The sequence below is a fragment of the Paenibacillus stellifer genome (assembly GCF_000758685.1).
Lineage (GTDB): Bacteria > Bacillota > Bacilli > Paenibacillales > Paenibacillaceae > Paenibacillus_AQ > Paenibacillus_AQ stellifer.
Genome location: NZ_CP009286.1, coordinates 1125401 through 1148593, shown reverse-complemented (window position 1 = coordinate 1148593; position 23193 = coordinate 1125401). Strand labels below are relative to the sequence as shown.

The window sequence follows — 23193 nt, the reverse complement described above, 5'->3', positions numbered from 1 at the left end:
CCTCGCAGCTCGAAATAGAAGAATGTATAAGCTGAGCGCTTATCATGGTCTTCTATTTCCCGGTAAACGCATGGCGTCAGAAGACACCATAAGGCGTTTATCCTTGGGAGGCGAAGGCGCCGTGCAGGGTTATGGTATCACGGGGCAGTCTCCCGCTATTCCGCAGACGGCTCTGCGGTTTCGCCCGCAGATGGCGACGGTGAAGGCGACGCAGATGCCGCCAGCGGGTTGTCCATCAGGACGAGCGTGTAGTCCTCCGCCTTGATCGTGCTTCCGGCTGTCAGCGTCGGAGTTGAGGCGAGCGTCACGGTCACCTGGTAAGGCGCGACTGCGTTTCCCGCCGCGCCCTGGCCGCCGGCCGGAGCGGGCGAAGCCGTTCCGCCCGGCGACGCGGACGCCGCTGCCGCTCCGCTTGCAGCGGTAGCGCCATCCCCGGAAACAGCCGGGGATGCTGATGTACCATCTCCCCCGGCTGCGGGAGATGGTGAAGCGCCGCCCGCCGCGTTATCTGCGGCGGCTGCGCTGTTGTCCGCTCCCGCGCTTGACGCCGGGAGCGCGCTGCCTTCCGGCGCGGCCGTGCCGGATGCCGCGCCGGAGCCTGGCTCGCCGCTTGCGGCAGGCGAGCCGCCGGGCAGCGAGCAGCCGTGGGACAGGCTGCTCACCTTATAGATAACGGGCTCGCCCGCGCCCGTATCCACCGTGACTTCCGCCGGGTTGAACTGGCGGCAGTCATCCGCGCTCGCGAAGGCGAACAGCAGCGAGCGTCCGTCTTCGCCGCCGCCGAGATATACGGCGGCCGGGAGATAGGCCGGGGCCGACGGCATCGCGGCCCCGGTAGGCGCCGGCGAAGCGGCCGGCGCCGCTTCGTTGCCGGCGCCTCTCGTCAGCAGGAAGACGAGCAGCGTCGCGGCCAGCAGCACAATCACCGCCGTCCCGAGGAGAAAGGGAAAGCGGCGGGACGCCCATTTCCGGAGCGGCGGCGCCAATTGATTGCGGGCCTCCGTGTAGACTCCCTGCAGGGCGGGGCCTGCGGCGGCCAGCTCGTTTTTGCGGAAATCGCGGTTCTTGAACGCTTCACGGTCATGAGCCGCAAAATGCTTCAAAATCGCCCGCCGGTAGCCTGGATACAGCTTCTTGGACGAGACGGCGAACAGAGGCTTGTCCTGCGACCAGGCGAGGAAGCGGTACACGGTCTCCTTGTCGCCAGCCTTGCGCCGCACATGATCCAGCACGGATTCATATTCCAGCGGTCCGCCTTCGCGGTTCATGCTGTGATAGAAGGCGAGCGGAATCCGGGCAAACGGCTCCGCTCCCCGGCTCTCTTTCAGCCAGCGCTGCCCCAGGAGCTGTACATCGTCCAGCTCCTGCGGCGCGAGCTTCTCGAAAATCCCGGCATCCGGGTCTTCCTCGCCGAACCAGCGGTAAGCGGCCCGCAGCACATTCGCCTTCCGTCTGCTCTGAAGATCAAGCGGCGGGTCCCACTCGCCCATATCGAGCGAGTAGCGTACGAAAGTAAGCTCAAGCAGCTGCTCCTGCGTAATCTCCTCAAGCGACAGCCGGGTCAGCAGATAACGGTCAGCCGAAGCCGCCAGCTCCTTCATCAGTGCCAGCGCGTCCAGGCCGATGCCGGCTCCCCGGCGGCGGCTCTTCTCCGCCTGCTCGATATAGTCGTGGATCGCGGCCACCGCCAAGACGGAATCCTCTTCCCTCTCCAGCTTCTCGGGCAAATAATCCCGCAGCCCGTCCCGGAGCGCGGGCAGCCGGAGCGCTTCCGGCATGAACCGGTCCCAGTCTGCCACAAACTCCATCAAATCCGCGGTCTGTTCGGCAGAAGCCAGCCGGGCATCCACATACGGCTGGAACAGCAGGCGCGCGAATACCGGCGTACTGAGCAGCTTGCCGAAGAACGCGGCCGCCAGTTCGCTGCTGCCCTCCACTACCCGAAATGCCGCCGCCAGCGCGTCGTCCCGTCCGGCGTTTTGCGCGTTCAGCATGCCATTGATGAAATAATCGACGATGCGCGTCCGATAATTGTGGCCCTTCAGCGAGAAATAATCCCGGAAGCTCTCCAGCACAGCTGGCTCCGGTACGCCCTTCTGCCGGATCTCGTCGAACTCCCGGTCGAACCGTTCCAGGAACAGATCGTTAAGCCGGATTTTCGACTCCAACGCGCCTTCCCGTTCCAGATAGCTCAGCAGCCCGCCGAGCACGGCAGCCTTGTTCTCCCGGTACAGTCCCTCGTCACCCTGTTCGATCCGGTAGAACGCTGCCAGCTCGTTGTACGCCGCAAGCGACAGCTTCCGCTCGAAGCCTTCTCCCTGGAGCATCCCGTCCGCGAATGCACCGAAGTCATCCATGGCATCTCTGCCCCGGTGGAGCAGCTCCCACGCCAGATCGAGGAAAGGGCTAGGAGTATTGGGAGCCAGATCCGTATTTTGCGTCCGCCCGGCGGCCAGATCAAAGAGATAATCCTTCTCGATTTCCCGGTCGCCGGGACGCAGCGAGCCGGATTCCACGAAGGTCAGGTGGATGTACTTCCGGCTCTGCGGCTCCGCCGCGTATGTAAGCACGCCCAGTCTGCGCCGGAACTCGAACGGCAGCGCGCCCAGCAGCACCCATGTAAGGTCTGCCGCCGCCTTGGGCAGCCGCGCCACCGGCACGTTCAGCGTGACGTATATTTTCTTTTTGCCGGCTATGGACTGCATCGCGGAATGCAACAGGCTTTTGAATATATCCTCGCCAATGCCAAGCGTTCGCAGCACCTCTTCCGGACGGGGACGGGAACTTCTTGAAGCGGGAACGGCGGCCAGCTCCGGCAGCGCTTCTCCCGGCTCTCCGGAGAACCCCTCCGCAAACTCCGCGTCCAGATAATCACTGAATCGGGTGACGATTTCATCGGCCCGCGAAGAAGGAAGAACATAGTTATGCGTGAAAAAAGCGCTTCGCAGTCCCGTGAAATCCGCGGATTGAAACCGGCTCTGTCCCAGCACCGTCTCCCCGCTCTCCAAATGGAACAAATGCAGGGCTTGCGGGTACTGCGACTCGTCCTTCTCTCCCTTGGATGCAAGCTCCGCCGGAGCGTCGTAGAAGCAGAAGGGATGGAGAACTTTTTTGATAAAATTATTGTCGAGACCGCCTGACTTCGCCACCGTATCGAAGCCTTCCGTTGACCGGAAAATCCCGCTCCGCTGGCGCGTATACATCTGCTGCTGGACGGCCGTCTCCATTTGAATGCCCACCGTTTAATCGCCTCCCTCGATGAACTTCAGCTTATGCAGCAGCCACAGGAAAGGCTCGTCCACGCGGATCGGGCTGACGACGCCCTCGATCTTCTGATTCACCGGATTGCTGCCCAGTGCCGACACCGCGAAATAGGCCGTATCCGAAAAATACACGTCCATCGTATCCTTGAACGGACGGTCCACCTTGGCGAGAAACCGGCTGATTTCCCCGTCGATATTGTCCACTTCGCTGAGGTTCAGTGTGCCGCGGTGCACATAGTTGTTGAATACGTTGCTGTTCGCCTTGATATAGTCCCCGTCCTCGTCCTTCAGGGAATACAGCATATCGCTCTTGGTCAGCACGACCGCTGTGGGAATGTCGGTTCTGCTCTTCTCCTGATAGGCGATGAAATCGCCGAACAGCGTCAGCACCACATCGCGCGGCTCGTCGTATTGGGATACCCATTCACCTGGACGGTCGCCGATGTTGATGCGGATTTTATCCCGGATGGACCGGATCTGCAGCGGATCGACCATGAACAGAATGCCAGCCGAGTTCTTGATATGCTGCCCGTGCAGCCCGAGATAGTCCTGATCGACCATGCCTTCGCCCGCCACGTCGAAGAAGACGAGCGTCAGCGGCGGCTTCTCTTCATCCTTGAACACGAACTGGAAAATAAAAGGCTCCTGCATTTTCTCCTTCTGGGTGGAGGACAGCAGATCGCCCCGCTGGAACAGCGGATCTTCGTACAGAGAGCGGAATTTCTGGCTGATCTTGGCGTTCAGCGGCATGCAGGCGGCGTCGAAATGACCGGCCGTCGTGTGCTGGAGCGTGTGGATCAGCGAGGTCATATAGACGGATTTGCCGACCTGGGATGCGCCGATGATGGAAATGATGTTGCTCGGCACCTTGCCCGCCGTCACCGGCAGCTCGTTGTGGCAGTACGGGCAGAGCCGCTTGCGCGTCAGGACGCCGTAGCGGTCGGTCAGCCCGGTCAGCACGTTGTCGCTGTAGTGGTGGTATTCCTCAGGGATGTCGGCCGGCACCAGGATCGCTTCCAGATCGTCTACCGAATCGAGGCCGAAGCGCTCGCGGTACCGGTTCAGCGCGTCATCTTCGCCGAGCGCGTAGTCCTCGTCATCCTCCCGGCTGTGCGCCGCGCGGAAGACGGTCTGCGAGGGCTCGAATTTGCTGAAGCAGTAGGGACATACGATATCGTAGAACAGCGGCCGCTGCTGCGGCTGGCTCTTCTTCAGAAACCTGCTGAAAAATGACATGATTATTCCTCCTAAGAAGAAACGGCTGCGCCGTCCTATGGAGGACGGTACCCGTTTCTCGGAAAAATTCAGGGCCTATTTAAGCGTATAGCTTATAATCCATAACTTTAAGGATAACGCCCGGATGCGTCCTTTGACACCGGACAGCGGGCGTCCATCAACATTTAACGCACCGGCACCAGCTCGTAATAGCGGCCGTAGCGGGGGCCGTCGGTGAAGAAAATCCGGACGTAGTCATCCCGGCCGACCTCGATCGGCGGAAGCTCGTTGCGTCCCGGCGCGAAATCCTTCACGAACGGGAACAGCGTCCCGTCCTCCTTCGCGGCGGGATAGCCGCCGCGCTTCTTGACATAGCACAGCACATCCTTGCCGACGGGCACTTCGGCCGTTATCGTCATCCGGATGCTCTGCTCCTTGCGGAACAGGCCGCGCTTGCGGTCAATATCCACATAGATCCGGGCCTTGCCCGCGCTGACCGTAATCCGGTTGGCTCCGTCATCCTGCCGGACGAGCACTGTCTCTCCGTCCTCCGTATGACGGGCGAGCACGGTGTAGACCACCGGTCCGATCTCCTCGAGCCGGTCCTGAAAGCCCGAGCCCGCCTTGTACTCTTCCCGGGTGTACAGCTTCAGACCGGAGAGAGCGGCGGATTCCGCAGGATCTCCGCCTTCAGGGCTTTTGTGAATATATACGGCCTGGAGCCCTTCCGGCCAATGCCATCTCAGCATGCAGATCCGGTCCTCCACGCGGGAGGTAAGGCCTCCGATGGCGGGAAGACCTGGCGATTGCTCGATGTACCTCATCGCCGCCAAGCTCCTTTCCTTATTGTTGGGGCGCATTTAATGCGGTCTTGCCCCGGGCGCCCGGGCTAAACCCGGGCGCTCGGGCTAAACCCGGGCGCTCGGGCTAAACCCGGGCGCTCGGGCTAAAAGCCCTTGCTGCCCTTGCCTCCGCGTGACGGGAAGCCTCGCGTCGGGCGTGCCGGCTGCTGCGCGGCTCTGCTTCCCCGGCGGGTCAGGCGTCCTTCGCCGACTGGAACAACTCCGGTGAACAGAGCCATCACGCCGGCGAGCAGAAGCACAGCCAGCAGCCGGACCATAACGTCAAGCACCGCTTCCCCGCCAAGCCCGTATTCCAGAGTCAGGCCCGCAAGCAGGCCGGACACGAGGCCGCCGAGCCCGAAGCTCCGGGCCAAATGACGGTTGTCGAACAGGATGCCGAGCCCAAGGCCCAGCGCCCCGCCGATCAGAAGAAGCGAAATAATGCGAACGACTGCATAATAAGGGCTGTTCTGCGCGGCGTCCGTCCGCTCGGTCAGCAGCGTCCGGTCGCCGAGCCGGTCATAGATCTGCCGGAACACATCAGCCAGCCGGTCCGCGTCCGATACATCGTAATACTGTCCGCCCGTCACCGAAGCGATATCCTTCAGCAGGGTCGATCCGTCAGAACCGCTGAGACCCAGTCCGACCGTGTTCACGGCAACTCCCTGGTCCAAGTACGGCTGAAGCTCCGTGGCGGTATCCAGCTGGCTCACTCCGTCCGACAGCAGAATGACCATCGCTCCCCGGCCGGAGCCGCCGCCGCTCAGCACATCCAGCGCGGCCGTCAGCGCGCCGCTGAGGTTCGTTCCGCCTGTGGTCGTCTGAAGACCCTGAATGGCCTTCACGACCTGCTCCCGCTTATCCGTTCCCGACAGCGGGGTCAGCGGCTGCGCCACGGAAGCCTTGTCGCTGAACGTCAGCACTGCAACGCGATTGTCGTTGTCCATCCGTCCGACAAGCTCGCTTGCGGCTGCGTAGCGCCGGTTGTTCGGATCATTCGTTCCCATGCTGCCGGAATCGTCAATCACCATGACGATATCCTTGACCGGCCTCAGACCGCCGAAATTCAGCTCGTAGATAAATTCGGTCAGCACGCCGGCGCCGAGCACAATCGCCACAGTCAGCGGAAGCAGCTTCCACGATAACCCGAGATAGCGCTGCTTCCAGGAGAAGCCGTTAAGCCTCGGCGAGATAATCTCCGCCAGAAGGCAGCCAAGACCGACGCCCAGCGCCACAATGGCGAAGTACACGCCGATCGCGAGAATAGAAGGCCAATTCTCCAGCAGGCTGCCGAGCAGAGCCTCGCCGATGATCCAAGCAACTGCTCCGCCAATCAGACTGAACAACAAGAGTAGCAGATTCACCTTTCGCTGCATATCCATCCATCATCCTTTCGGCAGGCTTCTAGCGCAGAGCGGGAAGCGACGCTTCGTCCACACCGTGCAGCCCATAGCCGTTCTTCAAATACGTTTCATAATAAATCCTGCCGTTCCGGTAGTAGAGCAGGTCCTCCAGATGGAAGCCGCCCATCAGATTCAGCTTCTCCACCCCGCTGCGCCGCCGTTCGTGCACGAAGCCCAGCCGGTAGATGCGAGTCGTCTCGTCTGCGGACAGGGCGTAGCGCATAAACTCGGAGGCGCTGTCGCCGAAGAAGTATTTTTCCTCATGCCGATGCTCCTGGGTGTACTCAAACAGCCGGACATTGATGGACGCTTCCTCCTCCAGCAGACGGTACAGCCGCCGGAACAGCTCTTCCTTCGTAAGAACCTCACGGTTCTCATACGCCGCCGCGACATTCGCCCGCCGCAGCAGCTCCTCCTCAAAGGACAACGTGAAAAGCTCCTTCGTCAAAATCTCGCGTCCACACACCAAGGTCAGCCTGGACAGAACCTCCTCGGACCCCCGGTCCAGCAGTTCCGTCAGATCGCCCAGATAGCGTTCGCTCTGCAGCGCATCATGCCCGCGGCGTGTCTCAATGTCGCTGATCACCTCATCGGTCACGGCCCGGTAATACTCCATGATATTCCGGCCGACATCGCCCTCCGCACGGCCGATGCTGTCCAGCGCCGCCGCTTTCAGTTCTTCCTCCAGCCGCTCCATGGTGCGCAGCCGCCGGATGCTGGATTCATGCAGCGACTCCAGCGCGGCTTCGATCCGAAGGCAAAGGGCAAGCTCCGTCTCAAGCAGCAGCAGCTCGTATTTCAGGCCATAGCCTTCCGCAAAAAGATAATGAATCAAATTCCGGACCGTCCGTTTATCCATCAGCGGAACACGGGGGAACGGCAGCGACTCCACACGCTCGCCGAACAATCGGCTGATTTCTTCCCGCGATGAGGCGATCCCGGCTCTAAGGCCGGCCATATGCTGCCGCAGGCCGTGCAGAACGCTTCCGGCGTTCTCCTTATCGGCCGTCCATTCGGCCAGCTGAACGAACGTCACCCGCGGTCCGGCTACGTCTCCCGCCGCCAGCAGCGGCTTCCAATCCGTCAGCGGATTGACAGTCTCCAGCAGACGGGACGACGGCTCGGTGAAATTGCTGCGGAAATAAGCCTCCCCTCCAGAGCCGAAGAGCATATCCTCCGCCTCGCTCAGCGTCAGGCGCTTGAGCTCGCCGTAGGACGGGCGACCGTAGCTCATCAGCCCGGTCATCTCATTCAGCCCTTCCTTGTCCGGAAGGAGCCGCATTGCCGCTTCCCGCAGCCTGCCCGGCGTCAAGCCCATCAGCTCCATCCGCTCGCGCGGAGCGGGGCCGCTTCCCGTGAGCAGCTTCTCCCGGAAACGCTTGAACGTATGGTACAGCACTGCCAGCGCAATCTGCCGGTTCGGCCGCCGGACACCGGAGAAGCCGGCGGAAGCGTATCCCTGCCGGCCCGTGCTGCCCCTTATGCCGCTTTTGAACGCCATGTTGTTATAGCCGCCTTGATCCGGACCGGAATCGCCGGCAGGCCGCATGACGTTCTTCAGCAGACTGATGTGGGAAATAATCTCGTAGTTGTCCTGCATGCCGTTCACCGGCGAGGTTCCACGCTCGTTCTTGTCCGACAGCACGTAGACCAAATCGAACAGCGGCGATGGCCCATGCGATACCGGGATGGAAAGCCCGTCTTCGGTTACGAGCAGCGGGGCCTCCATTCTGTAGTCCGGCGCCTGCATGCCGTCCAGCTCGCGCAGGAAGGCGAGGCCCTCCGAGCTGGACAGCCCGTAGCTCTCGGCCTGCTCTCGCTCGCTGATCAGCGCGAACAGATCGGTCTGCACCGATTTGAACGACTGCCCGAGAATCGCCCGGGCGAGCAGCGCAATTTCCGGCAGCAGCACATTGCAGGGGTCGTCGACCCGGGTGACGACGGATAGATGGACGACATCGAAGGACGAATACATCCGGCCGAAATCGGCCATGCTTCCCGTCAGGCGGCGGAGCGAGGTGTTCATCTCCGCCAGATAGCGGCTGTCCCCGTGGAATGCCCGGTACAAATCCCGGCGCACGGTCTTCGGGTCCAGGCCCGATACCGCCGGAAGGGTCAGGGTCCGGAGAGATTCTCCAAACCCTTCTTCCGGTCTTCCACCGCCTTCGGGCGCGGCGTAAATGCCGAGCACGCCGCCGGCGTTATCCCATTTGCGGCGGCAGCTCTCAAGCACGGGCAGAACGGCGGAGGCGCATTTATCCCCGACGAAGAGGAACAGAGCCGGGTAGTGGATGCTGCTGCGGCCGTCTCCCAAATCCTGCAGCCTCTCCTCCCGGGCGGCATATTCCTCCGCGAACGATAAGGCCTGCGAATGTATCATAGGCTTACTTCAGCTTTCTGCGGATGCTGCCGAGCTTGCCAGTCATCGCTTTATAGAAGGCATACATGTCGTCGCCGTCCGCATGCTCGACCTTCTCGTATTCCAGGGCATCGCGCGATTCAAGGAAGCTGACGTACAGGCTCTCCAGCCTGTAGAGCAGCGGCGAGACATCCTCAGCCGAGGTCATCTCACCCGCGCGCCGCGCCGCCTTGCGCAGCAGAAGGCTGCGGCTCTTCTCATCCAGCCCGCGGAAGTGGCGGTACACCGCATACTCCACATAGTTCCGTTCCTTCATGAGGTTGGCGAACGGCTCCCAGGACTCCTCTTCTTCATCCTTGTCGTAGACATACAGGGCACCCTTCTTCACAATGGTGTCCGTATAGAGGGCCTCAAGGAACTGATCCATCCACTTCTCTTCATCCAGGAACCGGCCGAGCACCGTGTCCAGCTCTGCGGCCTTGGCGGCCAGCGCTTCGTATTTCGCCAGCTCTTCCCGCACTCTGGCGGTGAGAAGCGGCGTGCGGATCAGGTTCTCCTGAGCCAGCTCCCGGTTGATGCTGCCGAAAATATCCTTCGACTCCTCGCGCTCCAGCCCGTTCTCCCGAAGCCGGCGCAGCTCGTCGGCCGCCTTCTTCACCTCGCCCAGATTCGGACGCGGCGATTCCAGTTGAAGATCGAAGCTCTTCAGGAACGATTCGAGATCGAACGGCTTGGTGAATACGACCGTATAGCGGTTGCTTGTATTCTCGTCCAGACCTTTTTCCACAATGACCCCGGTTTCCAGCGCTTTAGCAAACTCGCTGCGCACTCTTGCGTTATACTCACGGACGCGCGCGTTGCTGTACGTATCGCCCCAGGACTGCTCCGGAATCGGCGAAGGCAGATAAGTCCAGTTGTTCTTGTCCGTCATCACAAGATGGCGTCCGATGCCTTCCTTATCCAGAATTGTACGCTCATAGTTCTCCTCATAGACGCGGAGCGGCGTATAGACGAACAGCGGCACGCCGTTGCGCGTGTTCAGCCAGAAAATCCGGTTCTTGACCTCGCTCTCCTTGACGGTGAACTGGGATTTGCCGAGGGCGTTGTTCTGATAGTTGCGAATGCCCTTCAGGATGCCGGGCGCCTTGACCGGAACGGATACGAAGCCCCAGGACGGGAAGTGCAGACTGCCCGAGCTGTTGCTGAGATGGAAGACCGGAACGGCTTCCTCGTCGAGCTTGCCGGCGATCGTGCGCTCCACGAGCTTGTCGAGCGGCTCTTCACTGCCGTACTTCATGACCAGGAACTCCTCCATCGACCGGGTAATAAGATCCCCGAATTTGTCGCTCAGGAATTCCGAAATGGAGCGGACGATGTCGATCTCCTGCTCCCTCACCCAGCGGCTGGAATTGCGCAGCATTTCCCGGGCGAAGTCGCGAATCAGGTCATCGCCGTCTTTTTGATCCATAATCTTCGAAATCGTCTTGGAGATATCCGGCACGCTGACGATGTTCCAGTAATACGTCTTGTTGCCCTTATGGTCGGTCTGCTCTTCGCTGCTTGTCAGAATGTCTCCGTTCTTCTCAAAAATAGAGCTCAGCGCGTTCAGAATCTCCGTGAATACGCCGTAAATCCGGCTGTTCTCCTCGTTCAGCAGCTCGAACAGATCCTCGTAGAATTCGATCATGCGCTCGGTGCGCTCCGTATCGGCGTGGAGCCAGTACTCATTGATTTTGGCTTCGATGTAGGCGTTCTTCTTCTTCTCCTTGGAGACAAAAGCGCTCCGCGCGTCGCCCAGCTTATCCTCCGCCGCTTCGCGCGCCGTTTCGATATCACGCGGCAGACGGAGCAAATTCTCGCGCAGCGCTTCGATATACGACTGGATCAATTTCAGGAGGCAGAAGCCTTTTTCCGTAAAAATCAGCCGCGATACGTAGAACGGACCTTGCTCGGGATGCAGGAACGTCCGCTCCATCTCCTCGCCGAAGCGGCCAACGATATCGCCGGGCAGCTGCTTGCTTACCTTGATGTACTCCTCGCGCACACGGGCCAGGAAATTCTGCTCCAGCTCGGTGTCCATATCGACCACCTGTTGCTTGATGACATTGCCGTGGCTCAGGCGTTCGCTGTTCTCATAACCCGGCAGCGGCTCCGGAACGCGGGCCTCGAACGTCTTGATGACGCTCTCCAGGTCGATGCCGAGCTTGCGCGCCAGCTTCTCGATATCCTCCTGGCCGGGGGCCTGGTGGAACATTTTGTCCATTTTGTCGAAGAGGCGATACGCCAGATAGGTCGTCATTTCCTCGATCGGCAGCACGGCGGACGATGCCCCGATAATGTTGTATTCGTAGTTGGCGGGATAGCTCTTGTGCATCTGCGCAATGTTCGTGCGGATGTTGCTGATATAATCGTGGATCGCGAATTCCTCTCCCGACTGCTTCTCCTCGCTCGCCATGAAGTTCGTAATATTCTCTGCCGTCACATTCATGCAGTAATCGTAGGCGCTCTCCAGCAGCTTGCCTTCCGTGTTCGTCGCCGAGATCAGATGGCACAGGTTGAACGGAGGCAGCGGCGAATTGACCGTGAGAATGTTGCCGTACTGCTGGCGGAACCGCTCGCCCCGGCTGTCCACGTTCATCCAGTAATCCAGCTCTTTCAGCGCCGCATAGCCGTTCTTGCGGATGTATTCGCGGGTATGCTCGCTGAGACTCTTGTTGGAGAGGTTGACGTCAGGCGTGAACAAATAGCCGAGCGTGCTGACCCGGTCGATGCCGGCAGAGCCGTAATCGCGCTCGATGATGCCGCGGACAATATAGGCGATGTCCAGAAAAGCGCCGCTGCCCGTGCCGCCCGACAGACCTGTCAGCAGGAAGACCATCAGCTTCTTGTTCGTGCCTACGCTCAGCGTCTTGATCTTCTTATCGATCGCGCCGACAACCTGATTGATCTTCGTGAACAGCAGCAGCCGTCCCGCCTGGCGCACGCCGGCGGCGCCGTTCATGCCGTCCGTAATGCTGAGCTCCGGCGACAGCCAATCGGTAATGTAGGGATCGAGGATGCTGCGGTTCTGCAGCAGGCCGCCGATTTCCGCGTTGGCCAGCAGCACGAATTCGTTCTGCGGATCAAGGCCGATGCCTTTGTAACGCTTGCCGCGGTCCTGCTCGTTCGTCTCAAAAGCCAGGAACTCAACGTTGTCCGGCTTGTCGCGTTTTTTCTTCGAGATCGGGTCTTCCGGCAGCTTGAACCTGCGGTTAATCTGATATTTAAGACGGAGAAGCGCGTCGATCCCGGTACCGCCCAGACCGATAATAAGTATCGGATTGTCGATAGTGTCGACCCTGATTTTGTCGCTGACAATGCCTCCTCCGAGTGATACGTCGAGCTGTTGGATATGTTCTCTTACGACCGGTTTCATGTTCTCAACTCCTAAAAGTTTTACGGTGAGTAGACTTCATTGCTTATGCTTCAGTAAAACTGGCTTCGGAAGCATACACTAAGTTTTGCGATGATTAAGCTTCTTGAATGAACTCCAGCAAAACTGGCTTCGAAAGCATACGCTCCTACACCAGATATTCCAGCAAAATCGTTTTGTCCACGCTGCGCAGCGGCACCGAAATCCGGTCCCCGCTCTTCAGCTCCAGCCCCCGGGAGGCGTCGGCCGCACGGCCCGACTTCTCGACCGCGATGTCGCTGCCCCGAAGCACCAGTCTGTCGCCCGCGCCGGGCGTGAAGACCAGCTTCTCCGACTCCTTAAGTTCAGGGGCCAGCTGAAGCAGCTGGTGCAGATTGAATTTACCCCGGAAGCCGTTCAGCTTCTTGTACTGCGGGTACGTCTTCTCTCCCGTGTTGGCGTCGAGCACTTCAACAACAAGCTGGCCGACAAAGCCCTTGTTCGCTTTCTTCAGGAACATCCAGACAGCCGCAGCGACTGCCAGAATCAGAATCGCCGCCGCAATCAGCACGATCTTCGTCCAACTGAGGCCGCCGCCCGTTCCGGCTTGTTCCAGCGGTGCCTGACTCGCACTTGGCGCCGGTGTACCGGAACCGCCGGCCTTGACCTCCACCGCATTGCTCTCCCTGTAGAAGCTGCTCTCTTCGGCCCGCACCTTTACTTGATAATTATGATTGTCCTTGACTTCAAAATTCCCTTTGAATTCGCCGCCGCTGTTATCCAGCGGAAGCTCCTCGGTCTTCCCGGTGTCCAGGTCGGTTGCAAGCAGCACGGCCTTCATCTGTCCGTACAGCTCCTGCTCCGTTACCTGCGTCCCGTTGCTGAACAAATGTGCCGAGACCGGAATCGTGTCGCCCTTCTTGTATGTCTTGGAAGGAATAGCCTCCAGCTGCAAATCGAGATCGTAGTTAAAAATCAGATTGATGTCAATCTTATCCTTCGGAACGCCCTTGACCTGCAGCTTCCAGTCTCCTTCCTGCGGTGACAGCAGCTTCAGCAGGCTGTAGGTCGACGATTTTGACAAAAGGACATTGTTCGACGGGATCGCTACCTCCTTGCCCGAAGGATCGGTCAGCTTCGCCGTAACCGGCTGCGAGGAGATAATGGAAATGTTGGCCTCCAGCACGCTGGCGTTCGGTACATTTACCGTGACCTCCTGATAGGCGCCGTTCGCGGTAATGGACTGCACCGGAACAACCTTAAGCTTCAGATGGTCGGCGAAAATCTCGCTCAGAATCTGCGGAAGATCATCCGCCGAATCCGTCACGAACGCTTTGCCGCCCGTTTCGGTGGACAGGGCAGACAGGCTGTTCTTGTTCAGCTTGCCGTCCGCGTTCAGCCCGATTGTGTAGATCGGGTAGCCGTTCTTCTTCGCGGTTTGCACCGCTGCATCCAGTTCCTGGCTGGACTGGCTCTCGGTGCGCCCAGTTGATTCATTGAAGTCGTTATTGCCGTCCGCCAGCAGTACGATCATCGGCTCATGGCTCGGATCGCTGCCGTTCTGGAGCACTTTCACCGCTTCGTCCACGCCAACGGCGATATCCGTATAGGGACCCTTGTCGAGTCCGTCGATGAAATTCTTCAAATCCTGCTTGTCCGAAGCCGAATTGATGGTCAGGAGCGCCTTCTCGCGCTGAACTTTGTCGGTATAGGCGACGACACCGACCTTGTCTCCCTTCGTTGAGAGCATGTCGATGAACATCTTCATCGCCTCGTCCGCGATGCCGCCCGGATCGCTCTTCTTCATCGAATTGCTGACATCCAGGACGAGAACGGCATCGATCTGCGACGAAGCTCCGGCGGAAGCGGCCGATCCCGAGCCTGCCGCATAGGCGGAAGGCACAGCTGCCGGAACCAGAAGCACGAGAACGGCCAGCAGCGGAACCAGCACCCGTCCCAGCAATGTCAGAAATCTTCTATTAGTGTGAATGGAACGCACTTCAATTCCCTTGGTGTGAACCTCATTACAACGCATGACATGACTCCTCTTGTGATTGGATTAGCGGCATGAGGGCCTATTCTAATTTCTGTCAATAGCATGCCATTATGATATAATTAAACCCTGTAAACTTCAACTTAAGGAACGCTGAGCAGCATACGCCAAGCTTCCTCCCCCGGAGCGGGATTCCTTCTGCGAGGCGGGATTCCTTCTGCGAGGCGGGTTTCCATCTACAAAGGGAGATTTCTTTGGAAGAAACAGGATACCTGGCCTAAGCGGACTTAGGGCGCTTCATACTGCGATGTTCCCGGTTCTGGGGACCGCCGAGCGCTTCCCGAACAAGTAGAATCTTTTCAGAAAGGATCATTCCATGATTTCATACGTGATACTCGCCGCTGCGTTTCTTTATACATGCATCCATATTCTCCGGCTCTTTATCCGGGGACGCCGACCGCTGTCCAAAGAGGAGATCGACGAGAAGCTGCTGGCCACGCTGAACGGAGGCGACCGGACCCATGGCTAAGAAGAAACCGGCCGTACTGCGCCCATTCCGCCGGCCGCTCCATTCCTTCGACCGGCTGCGCGTCTGTACCCGCTGCGGAACCTACACCGCGCTTCCCGGAGACCGCTGCGGACACTGCGGCCGCTCCGCTCTGGCCCTGGTGGAAGCCCGGGCCGCGGCCCTTGTCGGCCGCCGCATGATGTACACCAGGCTGCTCGTCGCGCTCCTGGCACTGGCCGCGGCCTATTTCGCCGCGGATACGCTGCAGCTATCGCTCAGCCTGGCAGCCGGCGTCATTCTGCTGCTGGCGCTCTCCGCCGCCCAGCGCAGGGCAAGACCGGCCGAGAATGTGCGCCGCCTGGACGAGCTGTTCCGCCGGAATATCGACCGGATCAGGGAAGGCCTGGAGCTTAACCGGCAGGAGGCCGTCTCCGTTCTTCGCGAGAACGATACGCTGGCCTACGAGAAGCTGCGCGAAATCGCCGTGCTGCTGCGCGGCGACCGCGTGGCGAGACAGCGCATCGCCCTGCTGCATGGCTTCCGCCTGCGCAAGGACATGGATCTGGAAATGGAGAGTCTGCTTCTGAAGGATTTCGAGCCTCTGCTCGCCGAGTATATCGGCGAAGTCGCCCGGCTGCGGCGGGAGCTGATCAAGGACCGCACCTTCCGGTACGTGATCAGATACGAAGCGCAAATAGCGGAAATGAAGGAGGGCGCGGCGATCCTCGCGCTGGTCGCCGGAGCGGCCGTACGGCTCAAACGCTACGCCCTGTTGTATTCCGGCTTCATCGGCCGTTACGTCCACCTGCTGCCGCGCGACCGCTTCCTCAGACTGCATCAGCTGATTTCATCCAATCCTCACGAGGCGTGGAACGGACTGGATGCTAAAGTCATGCATATTGCGGATGCCAAGTACCGCTGGGACCCTGAGCTCGGGAGCAGCATCTCCGATACCTAATTAAAGCCCGCTTCTATATGACGTACGTTTCGCGGCGAATCCTGCAGGTAATTGTGAACTTTTTGGGACCGGAAGCTTGTTACCGGAGATTTAAATGCTGTGAACTTCGATCTGAGAGAATGGGTGGAACGATTCTATGTATAATGGGCAGGCCATGCTTGAGTTTAGATGAGATTGACCCTGAACCGGACAAAAAACGTCGTCCCTTCCGGTCCCGTAACAACGTCGATCTTGGCGCCATGCTTGTCCGCCACATTAAAGCAGACGGCCAGCCCCAGCCCCGATCCGCCGTCCTTGGTCGTATAAAAAGGCTTCCAGATATGCTCGATCTGGTCGGCGGGAATTCCCTTTCCGCTGTCCTCGACTGCCAGAACGACGAATTCGTCCTCCGTATAAGTACGAATGACAAGCTTCCCGTCCGGCGGCATCGCTTCCAGCCCGTTGCGGACCATGTTCAGCATCAGCTGGCGGATCAGCTTCTCGTCGATGAACAGCAGCGGGATTTCGCCGAGCTCGGCGATTACCGACTTCCCTCCAACCGTCGCATCCGCCTGGATCAGCGGAAGAATTTTGCCGATAAGCGAATTCAGCTGGGCATACCTCATATCCAGCCTTTGATTTTTGGCAAGTCCGAGAAACTCGGAAATAATGGAATTCGCGCGGTCCAGCTCCTCGATCATCACATCGATGTAAGCGGAACTTCCAATATCCTTCTTCTGCATTAACTGCAGAAATCCCCGGACGGTCGTAAGCGGATTTCTCACCTCATGGCCGATTCCGGCCGCCATTTCCCCGATCAGATGAAGCTGGTCCAGCCGCACCATCTCTTTCTCATACTCTTTATGTTCGGTTAGGTCGCTAAAGACAGTCAGCATGCAGGGCTTCTGATTCAGTTCAAGCGTGACGGCGTGGCACAGGCAGATTTTGGGCCTTCCATAGGCGGTCAACAGCGCGATTTCTACATTACCGCCCTGCTGGAGCGATTGCAGCGACCCCTCCAGAATCCGCATGAACAGCGATCCCGGCTCGCTGCGCTGCGGCCAGTAGCATTCCTCCAGCTCTTCGCTTCCGATCTCCAGCAGGGACAACAACGCCTCGTTCGAAGCGACAATCTTCTGATCCACCAGCGATATGACAAGCACCGGACTCGGGATGACGGCAAAGATTGAGGCCAACTGCTCCTCCGAATGCCTGAGCTCCCTGTTCTTCTGGGCCAGCTCATGGTTCTTGGTCTTTAGCGCCGAAATCAGCGTAATGCGTTCCAGCACGATCGACACCTGGCTGACGATGGTGTGTATAATATCCAGCTCCAGATCGGAGAAGGCCGTCCGCTTGCGGGAGCCGAACGATAGTGTACCCACCAGTTTGCCGTACGAGATAAGGGGATACGCAACATAGGCCTGCAGGCCGAAGCGCTTGATCATAGCGAACCGGGAGTCAGAAGAATGGGCGACATCCGTAACGATAATCCGGGTCATCTTCTGGGCTGCGCCGCCGCAGATCCCTTCGCCAAGATGAATCCATTCAATCAGCGGATACTCCTCATCGGGAATCCCATGGTAGTTTATCAAATGAAGACGTGACGTGTCCTCGTCAAAAATGTAATTCAGGTAAATATCGAGATCCAGATAGGCTGAGAGCTTTTGGAACAGATTGTCCAGCAGCTTCTGAGGGTCCTCGTTCAAAATCAGCTCCTGCGCAGCCTCCGACAAGACCATGAGCTTAAACCGGCTTTCTTCCTTATCCAACTTGACTCCTTCTTCCGCTTAAAAATAACTCGGGCCGCTCTGTACGACCGCTCTATTCATTTATTTCGTCCCGTTATCGTTCGGAGAAGCGCGCCTACCGCATTCCCGGCCAGTGAGATCAGACCGTAAGCCGCGGCATAGAGTAGGCCGGTTGCGTTCCCGTAGAACACCGTGTACACCGCCAGCACGAACAACAGTGCCGGAAGCAGCGCTGGCAGCGGAGTGAAGCCGCAGCGGAAGCCCAGCTCAGCCGACAGCAGAAGCACGGCCAGCGGGCAGACAATCAGCAGCAGAGTAACCAGAGCGCCCAGATCGCTCATCGTCCCGGTGAGATTCCGGAGCAACGGCGGCATTGCGTAGAACAGTACGGCATATACGGCGGAATGACCCGCCAGTCGTTTATATAAAGGGGTCACATGGCTCCTCTCCCATAATTAAACTATTTTCCAATCCCCATCATAACCTGCTCCAAGAACAAATCCAATATAAAAAAAACGGCCTCTTTCTCAGCAGAAAGGAGGCCGTTATAAGAAGTTTTGGTATTCTGCTCGAACTGTAGCGAAAAAGTCGGAAATCTGTCTGCTTAGGATTTCGTTAGTACTAATTCGAGACGGACCTCGAATTCATTTTCCGTCTCAAGCACCACGTTATGCGGGTTGGTCATGCCGAAGTCGGAGAAGGTCACCTGCGTCGTTCCGGAGAGCAGCAGCTGTCCACCACTGTATGCCGCTTCGCTCTTGAACACAACTTCCTTCGAGATGCCTTTTACAGTCAAATTCCCCTTGATTTCAACCGGTACGGAAGTACCCTCCGTCCACTCCTTCGGAAGTTCCGAGAACGAAGCAGCGGTAAATGTTGACTCAGGATAAGTGCCAATGGCCAGGAAATCATCACTCTTCACATGCTCGTCCCTCTGTCCGTTCCCGGAATCGAGTGCGCTCATATCCACCTTGCCCTCGCCCTTCATGGCGGAAGGGTCGTTCAGATCCACCGTCCAGCTTCCCGTTACGGCGTCATCGACGAAGTTGACCGTTTCCCGTGAGGTCGTCACCGACCAATAGACTTTGGAAGCATCCGCGATCGTCCACTGGCCATTGAGCTGGTCCTCGCCTGCGGCCGCTCCTGTGGCGGACGTCGTACCGCCCCCTGCTGAAGGCGACGCGCTCTGCGATGGAATGACGGACTCAATCTCCACGTTGTTGCCGAGCGAGCGCTCCATAATCATGTAGCCGATGATAACCGCCACCACGGCGATTCCGGCAATCCACCATATCCATTTTCTTGTTTTCAATGTTGGTTCCTCCATTTCCATTTGTCTTCCAGATCTCTTCATAGGCCATTCTATCAGGCTAATATGTCGGGAAGAAGTCAAAGCGGAGGCAGGGTTCCTGTGGTACACTACCTGTATGGCATGTCTACAATTTAAGCATTCCAAAATTTATATTTCAAAGGCCAACCGTCTGCGCTTCTTTCCGATCCCGGACGTTGCCTTTTACTAGAAGGAGGCTCCAGGCTATGAATATGAAACCGATTCTGATTGTCGAAGATGAAGAGGCTATTTCCAGAGTACTGGCGGCCTATCTCAAAAAAGCGGGCTTCAACGTCAATCGTGCAGCCGACGGCGTGGCGGCGGTGGAGTCCTTTGCGCTTTCTCCGCCCTCTCTCGTGCTGCTGGATGTCATGCTTCCGGGAGCTGGCGGCTTTGAGCTGCTGGAACATATCCGCAGCAGAAGCAGCTGCCCCGTCATCATGCTGACTGCAAGGGACGGCATTGACGACCGGCTTGCGGGGCTGGACGGCGGGGCCGACGACTATATGACCAAGCCTTTTGTGCCGGAGGAGGTCGTCGCCCGCGTCAAAGCTGTACTGCGGCGTCCTTCCGTATGGTCGGACGGCAGCCGAAAGCGCCACTTCGGCAGCCTGCTCATCGACTATACGTCAGGCCGGATTTTCCTTAGCGGCGTAGAGGTCAGCCTCTCTCCCCGCGACCAGTCTCTGCTTCTCTTCCTTGCCGAGCATCCAAACCGGATGTTCACCCGGGAGCAGCTGATCGAGCAGGTCTGGGGAATGGATTACGATGGCAGCGACCGGGCCGTAGACCTATCGGTCAAGCGGCTGCGGCAGGCGCTGTTAGGATGGCCGGCAGATGAGGGCGAAATCCGAACGCTGCGGGGAACGGGGTATCAGCTATGCTCCAGCTAAAGCGCATGAAGCTTCGCAGCGCGGAGCGCCGGACCTCCATCCTGACCTATTGGACGGTCCGCTATCTGATCCTTATCAGCGTCGGTCTGGTGGCCGCTGCGCTGCTGACCTTCTGGTGGATTCGCCAGGAGGCGACCTCGAACCGGCTGCAGACCGCCGGACTGCTCGCTCAGGAAATTGCCGATCAGGTGAATGACAGCGGCGTCCTGGCGGTTCCCCCGAATCTCGGGCCGCTGATCGAGGACCGCAAACGGTTCTTCAACCTGACCAATGATATGTGCGTCATCGTTACAGGCAAGGATGGCGGGCTCCTGTATTCGTCCCCTTCAATGGACGAACAGCGGATGCGGCAGGAGCTGAATGAGGACCTGACCGATGCCCGAAGTCCGGAATTCAAAGCGGCTTCCGCTCCGGTATCTTCCGGAGGGAAGCTTCTAGGCAAGGTGTTCGTCCTTCAGTCCAAGAAGTCGCTGTCCTACATTCCCAGGGAGGAGGTCATCTTCTTCTCCGTCCTGCTGCTTGCTCTGATCGGCCTAAGCTGGCTGACGATCTATCTGCTGTCCCGCAAGCTGGCCCGCCCGATCCAGCGGGTGGCCGCCGCCGCTTCCGAGATCAGCCTCGGCCGCTACGACGTTACGCTGAATGCGGAGGCGAAGGAAAGGGGAATCCATGAGCTGCTCGGCTCCTTCCGCGAAATGGCGGGCCGGCTTCATCAATTGGAGCATTCCCGCAGTCTCATGCTGGCCGGTGTATCCATGAGCTTAAGACGCCGGTGACCTCGATCAAGGGATTGGTCCACGCCGTCCGTGAGAAGGTTGTTGAGGCGGACGAAGCCGAGGAATTTCTGGACATCGCGCTGCTGGAGGCGGAGCGGCTACAGCGGATGGTCGCGGACCTGCTCGATTACAACGCGCTTGCAGCCGGCATGGTCGGTGTCCGCCATGAGCGGCTGGAAGCCTCGCGCCTGCTGTCCGAAATTATGTACCAATGGATGCTGACGAAGCATGAAGACATGGAAGAACCGGAGCTCGTTCTTCCCGCTGCGCCGGTCTATCTGTCCGGCGATCCCCTTCGCATTCAGCAGATAGTGACCAATCTGCTGAACAACAGCCTGCAGGCGAAGCGCAGGGAGGCTCCGCTGCGGCTGTCCGTCCGGCTGACAGCCCGGGACGGACAGGCCGAAATCGCCCTCGCGGACAACGGCGAGGGCATTCCCGAAGACCGGCGCGGCAGGGTATTCGAGCCTTTCTTCCGCAGCAGCGAGCGCCAGACAACCGCCATGCGCGGCCTTGGGCTCGGGCTGACCTTCAGCCGTCTGCTGGCCGAGGCTATGCACGGCTCGCTGGAGCTGTCCGAGCATCCCCAGGACTTCGGCTGCACCATCATGCTCAAGCTGCCGCTCTGGGACATGCCGGTCCAGGCCGCTGCCGCCGCCAAGCCTAAGAGCGCCCAGCTCAAGGGCGCTCTGCCGGGCCTGGCGGCACAGGAACCTCTCCGGCAGACGACCTTGAGGCAGACGACCTGACCAGGTACGCCGGTCCAGGTTCGCCGGTCCATGGAGCAGTGAGCTTTCTCCGGGCCGGGGAAAGCACCGGGATGTTCAGGGAATCAATCACCAATTATCCTGGTGGGCAGTGCAGGCTAAAATCCATCATTGTCGAAACAACAAAGGCGTCCCCGCCGGCTGCAAACTGCGCAGCTCCGCCGAGGACGCCTATGTCCATTTATGCTTATTTCTCTCCGGGATATTTCAATCCCCATTCAGAGCGGATCTTATCCAGCAGCTTCATGATCTCGATGGATTCGTCCAGCGGCATTACCGGGCTCTCAGTCAGCCCAGCAGATCAGCAGCATCAAGGCTAGTCCAACCTCGCCCAACCCGGCGAGCAACAGCGGCTCGAAGCCCCATTTTCCGGTAAAACGGTCCGCCGTCCCTCCAGTGAAATGAATGGGAACCTGACTCGGCATTTTCGGGAACAACACAGCATAGACAATAACGGGAATGAGGCCGATGGCAGCGCTCACTGCCACGATTAATCTTCCTTTCCTCAACAGCTGCTTTCCTCCCCTGCGCGAGACTCCAGGACCAACTTCCGGACAAACGGAACATCTGCCGCCGCAAAAGGATAGGCCTCCAGCCGGCCCGCCTCCTCCCAACGGAAATCGTCATGATCAGTCAGGCGGATGACTCCGCCGACGTAGCGTGCCTTCCACGCCGTGAGCCGGATATGCAGGGCTCCGTAAGCGTGCTCATTTTCCCCGAAAAAAGCGTATGGCTCCACCTCGATGTCCATCTCCTCAACCAGCTCACGCCGTAGACAATCGCAGATGTTCTCCCCCTCTTCAAGCTTGCCGCCGGGGAATTCCCACATTCCCGCCTGTGCCTTCCCTTCTCGCCGGCGGGCGATCAGAATCCGTCCCTCTGCATTATATATCACGGCCGCAGCCACATGAATCAATGTCGTCACCTCCGGACCTACGGGCTGTTTATGAGAAATATAACGTTCCCATTCTCGAAAGGCAAGCGGCTGTCCGCCGAAAGAGCAGCGGCTGTATCCGGGGCATGCTATAATCAGACGAGGAGAAACGGAGGGTTCGTCCTTCTGCGAGGAAGCCTATCCGTACCGGGCGTTAACCTTGCCGTTGCTTTACATCGAAGATGCCCGGTCTGCCTGATCCAACCGTTCCTGACGAACCGTGCTGGATTTTCTGGTTCCATTTACAGGCCCAGATTTTCTCACTCAAGTTTTCTCACCCAAGTTTTCTTATCCAGGTTTCCCTATCCAACTTACCGGAGGCTGATTATGCTTACTTTTGAACAAAAAATTCAAATTCTGGACTCTTATCCGCAGCTTGAGCGCAAAAATGTCTCGCTCGGCAGAGTCAATTACCACTTCGAAGGAAGTCTTCATGAGAAAAAGACCGTCGCTTATCATCTCCATCCGAACGGCAACGGTTATGTATATGGCGGCTTGCTTCAGGGTTATGATGTCGACGCCAAGGGCTTCGTCAATATCCGGGAATTCACGGAGGTTGAACTTCGCGGTCTGGTGGACGCCTCGATCGCTTCGCTCTCCGAGCCCGCTCCCGAAGCTCCGGCTCCCTCGCGCAAGAAGGCTAAACGGCTCCCGGCCGAGAGTGAATGGGTTAATGCCAAGGGAGAGAAGCTTGTTCTTCGGGCTGAAGACGATCTCTGGTATCTCTACTCCGGACTGAGCCTGGAGATGGCGTTCGATACACCGGACGAAGCTAAGGAATATTTGGCCGAGGAGGGCTTCTCACCGGCAGTTCCCGGCGTATAATTATTATAG

Annotated in this window: 18 protein-coding genes and 1 pseudogene; 6 read left to right on the top strand and 13 right to left on the bottom strand. The window is 58.7% G+C overall.

Annotated elements, in window-relative coordinates; translation table 11 throughout:
- Positions 1–155: 155 nt before the first annotated feature.
- The 7 genes from PSTEL_RS05265 to PSTEL_RS05235 form a co-directional block, all read right to left on the bottom strand.
- Positions 156–3239 (bottom strand): GAP1-N2 domain-containing protein, encoded by a 3084-nt coding sequence (locus tag PSTEL_RS05265; protein WP_052098204.1) that lies wholly within the window; start codon positions 3237–3239, stop codon positions 156–158.
- 3 nt (positions 3240–3242) lie between these two features.
- Positions 3243–4499, bottom strand: coding sequence for a TRAFAC clade GTPase domain-containing protein (locus PSTEL_RS05260; protein WP_038693961.1), 1257 nt, complete (start codon positions 4497–4499; stop codon positions 3243–3245).
- Between the two features lie 164 nt (positions 4500–4663).
- Positions 4664–5302, bottom strand: coding sequence for a hypothetical protein (locus tag PSTEL_RS05255; RefSeq protein ID WP_038693960.1), 639 nt, complete (start codon positions 5300–5302; stop codon positions 4664–4666).
- A gap of 122 nt (positions 5303–5424) precedes the next feature.
- A complete protein-coding gene (locus PSTEL_RS05250) occupies positions 5425–6696 on the bottom strand; it encodes a vWA domain-containing protein (protein ID WP_038693958.1) in 1272 nt (423 codons plus the stop codon).
- A gap of 28 nt (positions 6697–6724) precedes the next feature.
- The gene (locus tag PSTEL_RS05245) at positions 6725–9103 is read right to left on the bottom strand and encodes a transcription initiation factor TFIID (RefSeq protein WP_038693956.1); all 2379 of its coding nucleotides are present in this window, start codon (positions 9101–9103) and stop codon (positions 6725–6727) included.
- A gap of 4 nt (positions 9104–9107) precedes the next feature.
- Positions 9108–12497 carry a tubulin-like doman-containing protein gene (locus PSTEL_RS05240; protein ID WP_038693954.1) on the bottom strand — a complete coding sequence of 1130 codons (3390 nt, stop codon included), beginning with the start codon at positions 12495–12497 and terminating at the stop codon, positions 9108–9110.
- A gap of 145 nt (positions 12498–12642) precedes the next feature.
- Positions 12643–14508 (bottom strand): vWA domain-containing protein, encoded by a 1866-nt coding sequence (locus tag PSTEL_RS05235; protein ID WP_084064723.1) that lies wholly within the window; start codon positions 14506–14508, stop codon positions 12643–12645.
- Between the two features lie 334 nt (positions 14509–14842).
- Here PSTEL_RS05235 and PSTEL_RS27425 point away from each other — a divergent pair, with 334 nt between their 5' ends.
- Positions 14843–14995, top strand: coding sequence for a hypothetical protein (locus tag PSTEL_RS27425; RefSeq protein ID WP_156995790.1), 153 nt, complete (start codon positions 14843–14845; stop codon positions 14993–14995).
- Positions 14988–15932, top strand: a complete 945-nt coding sequence (locus PSTEL_RS05230; RefSeq protein WP_038693953.1) for a hypothetical protein — start codon at positions 14988–14990, stop codon at positions 15930–15932. Before PSTEL_RS27425 ends, PSTEL_RS05230 begins: the two co-directional genes overlap by 8 nt.
- Before the next feature lie 164 nt (positions 15933–16096).
- Here the strand turns inward: PSTEL_RS05230 and PSTEL_RS26035 are convergent, their stop codons facing one another.
- The 3 genes from PSTEL_RS26035 to PSTEL_RS05215 all read right to left on the bottom strand — a co-directional run bounded on the left by PSTEL_RS26035 (position 16097) and on the right by PSTEL_RS05215 (position 18971).
- Positions 16097–17680 (bottom strand): ATP-binding protein, encoded by a 1584-nt coding sequence (locus tag PSTEL_RS26035; RefSeq protein WP_052098203.1) that lies wholly within the window; start codon positions 17678–17680, stop codon positions 16097–16099.
- Positions 17681–17736: 56 nt separating this feature from the next.
- The gene (locus tag PSTEL_RS05220) at positions 17737–18096 is read right to left on the bottom strand and encodes a hypothetical protein (protein WP_038693951.1); all 360 of its coding nucleotides are present in this window, start codon (positions 18094–18096) and stop codon (positions 17737–17739) included.
- Between the two features lie 167 nt (positions 18097–18263).
- Positions 18264–18971 (bottom strand): YceI family protein, encoded by a 708-nt coding sequence (locus PSTEL_RS05215; protein WP_245625085.1) that lies wholly within the window; start codon positions 18969–18971, stop codon positions 18264–18266.
- A gap of 230 nt (positions 18972–19201) precedes the next feature.
- On the opposite strand from PSTEL_RS05215, the gene PSTEL_RS05210 reads away from it, so the two are divergent.
- The 3 genes from PSTEL_RS05210 to PSTEL_RS26025 are packed head-to-tail and all read left to right on the top strand — an operon-like array spanning position 19202 to position 21407.
- Positions 19202–19882 (top strand): response regulator transcription factor, encoded by a 681-nt coding sequence (locus tag PSTEL_RS05210; RefSeq protein WP_038700164.1) that lies wholly within the window; start codon positions 19202–19204, stop codon positions 19880–19882.
- Positions 19870–20658 (top strand): HAMP domain-containing protein, encoded by a 789-nt coding sequence (locus tag PSTEL_RS26030; protein ID WP_052098202.1) that lies wholly within the window; start codon positions 19870–19872, stop codon positions 20656–20658. Before PSTEL_RS05210 ends, PSTEL_RS26030 begins: the two co-directional genes overlap by 13 nt.
- Positions 20655–21407: a sensor histidine kinase gene (locus PSTEL_RS26025; RefSeq protein WP_052098201.1), complete on the top strand. Its 753-nt coding sequence runs from the start codon at positions 20655–20657 to the stop codon at positions 21405–21407. Before PSTEL_RS26030 ends, PSTEL_RS26025 begins: the two co-directional genes overlap by 4 nt.
- A gap of 205 nt (positions 21408–21612) precedes the next feature.
- On the opposite strand, the pseudogene PSTEL_RS28905 reads toward PSTEL_RS26025, so the two are convergent.
- The 3 genes and pseudogenes from PSTEL_RS28905 to PSTEL_RS05195 form a co-directional block, all read right to left on the bottom strand.
- Positions 21613–21720, bottom strand: a pseudogene (locus PSTEL_RS28905) (Gfo/Idh/MocA family protein); the annotation flags it as partial.
- Entirely contained in the window at positions 21710–21907 is a 198-nt protein-coding gene (locus tag PSTEL_RS27850) for a DUF1648 domain-containing protein (RefSeq protein WP_281176779.1), read from the bottom strand. The gene PSTEL_RS27850 and the pseudogene PSTEL_RS28905, both read right to left, overlap by 11 nt.
- A gap of 23 nt (positions 21908–21930) precedes the next feature.
- Positions 21931–22332, bottom strand: a complete 402-nt coding sequence (locus PSTEL_RS05195; protein ID WP_245625170.1) for a (deoxy)nucleoside triphosphate pyrophosphohydrolase — start codon at positions 22330–22332, stop codon at positions 21931–21933.
- A gap of 354 nt (positions 22333–22686) precedes the next feature.
- On the opposite strand from PSTEL_RS05195, the gene PSTEL_RS05190 reads away from it, so the two are divergent.
- Entirely contained in the window at positions 22687–23184 is a 498-nt protein-coding gene (locus tag PSTEL_RS05190; protein WP_038693947.1) for a hypothetical protein, read from the top strand.
- The last annotated feature ends 9 nt before the right edge of the window (positions 23185–23193 follow it).

Excerpts from the sequence above, each read along its gene's own strand:
- PSTEL_RS05260 (WP_038693961.1), bottom strand. The coding sequence starts at position 4,499 with ATGTCATTTTTCAGCAGGTTTCTGAAGAAGAGCCAGCCGCAGCAGCGG.
- PSTEL_RS05255 (WP_038693960.1), bottom strand. The coding sequence starts at position 5,302 with ATGAGGTACATCGAGCAATCGCCAGGTCTTCCCGCCATCGGAGGCCTT.
- PSTEL_RS05250 (WP_038693958.1), bottom strand. The coding sequence starts at position 6,696 with ATGCAGCGAAAGGTGAATCTGCTACTCTTGTTGTTCAGTCTGATTGGC.
- PSTEL_RS05245 (WP_038693956.1), bottom strand. The coding sequence starts at position 9,103 with ATGATACATTCGCAGGCCTTATCGTTCGCGGAGGAATATGCCGCCCGG.
- PSTEL_RS05240 (WP_038693954.1), bottom strand. The coding sequence starts at position 12,497 with ATGAAACCGGTCGTAAGAGAACATATCCAACAGCTCGACGTATCACTC.
- PSTEL_RS05235 (WP_084064723.1), bottom strand. The coding sequence starts at position 14,508 with ATGCGTTGTAATGAGGTTCACACCAAGGGAATTGAAGTGCGTTCCATT.
- PSTEL_RS27425 (WP_156995790.1), top strand. The coding sequence starts at position 14,843 with ATGATTTCATACGTGATACTCGCCGCTGCGTTTCTTTATACATGCATC.
- PSTEL_RS05230 (WP_038693953.1), top strand. The coding sequence starts at position 14,988 with ATGGCTAAGAAGAAACCGGCCGTACTGCGCCCATTCCGCCGGCCGCTC.
- PSTEL_RS05210 (WP_038700164.1), top strand. The coding sequence starts at position 19,202 with ATGAAACCGATTCTGATTGTCGAAGATGAAGAGGCTATTTCCAGAGTA.
- PSTEL_RS26030 (WP_052098202.1), top strand. The coding sequence starts at position 19,870 with ATGCTCCAGCTAAAGCGCATGAAGCTTCGCAGCGCGGAGCGCCGGACC.
- PSTEL_RS05190 (WP_038693947.1), top strand. The coding sequence starts at position 22,687 with ATGCTTACTTTTGAACAAAAAATTCAAATTCTGGACTCTTATCCGCAG.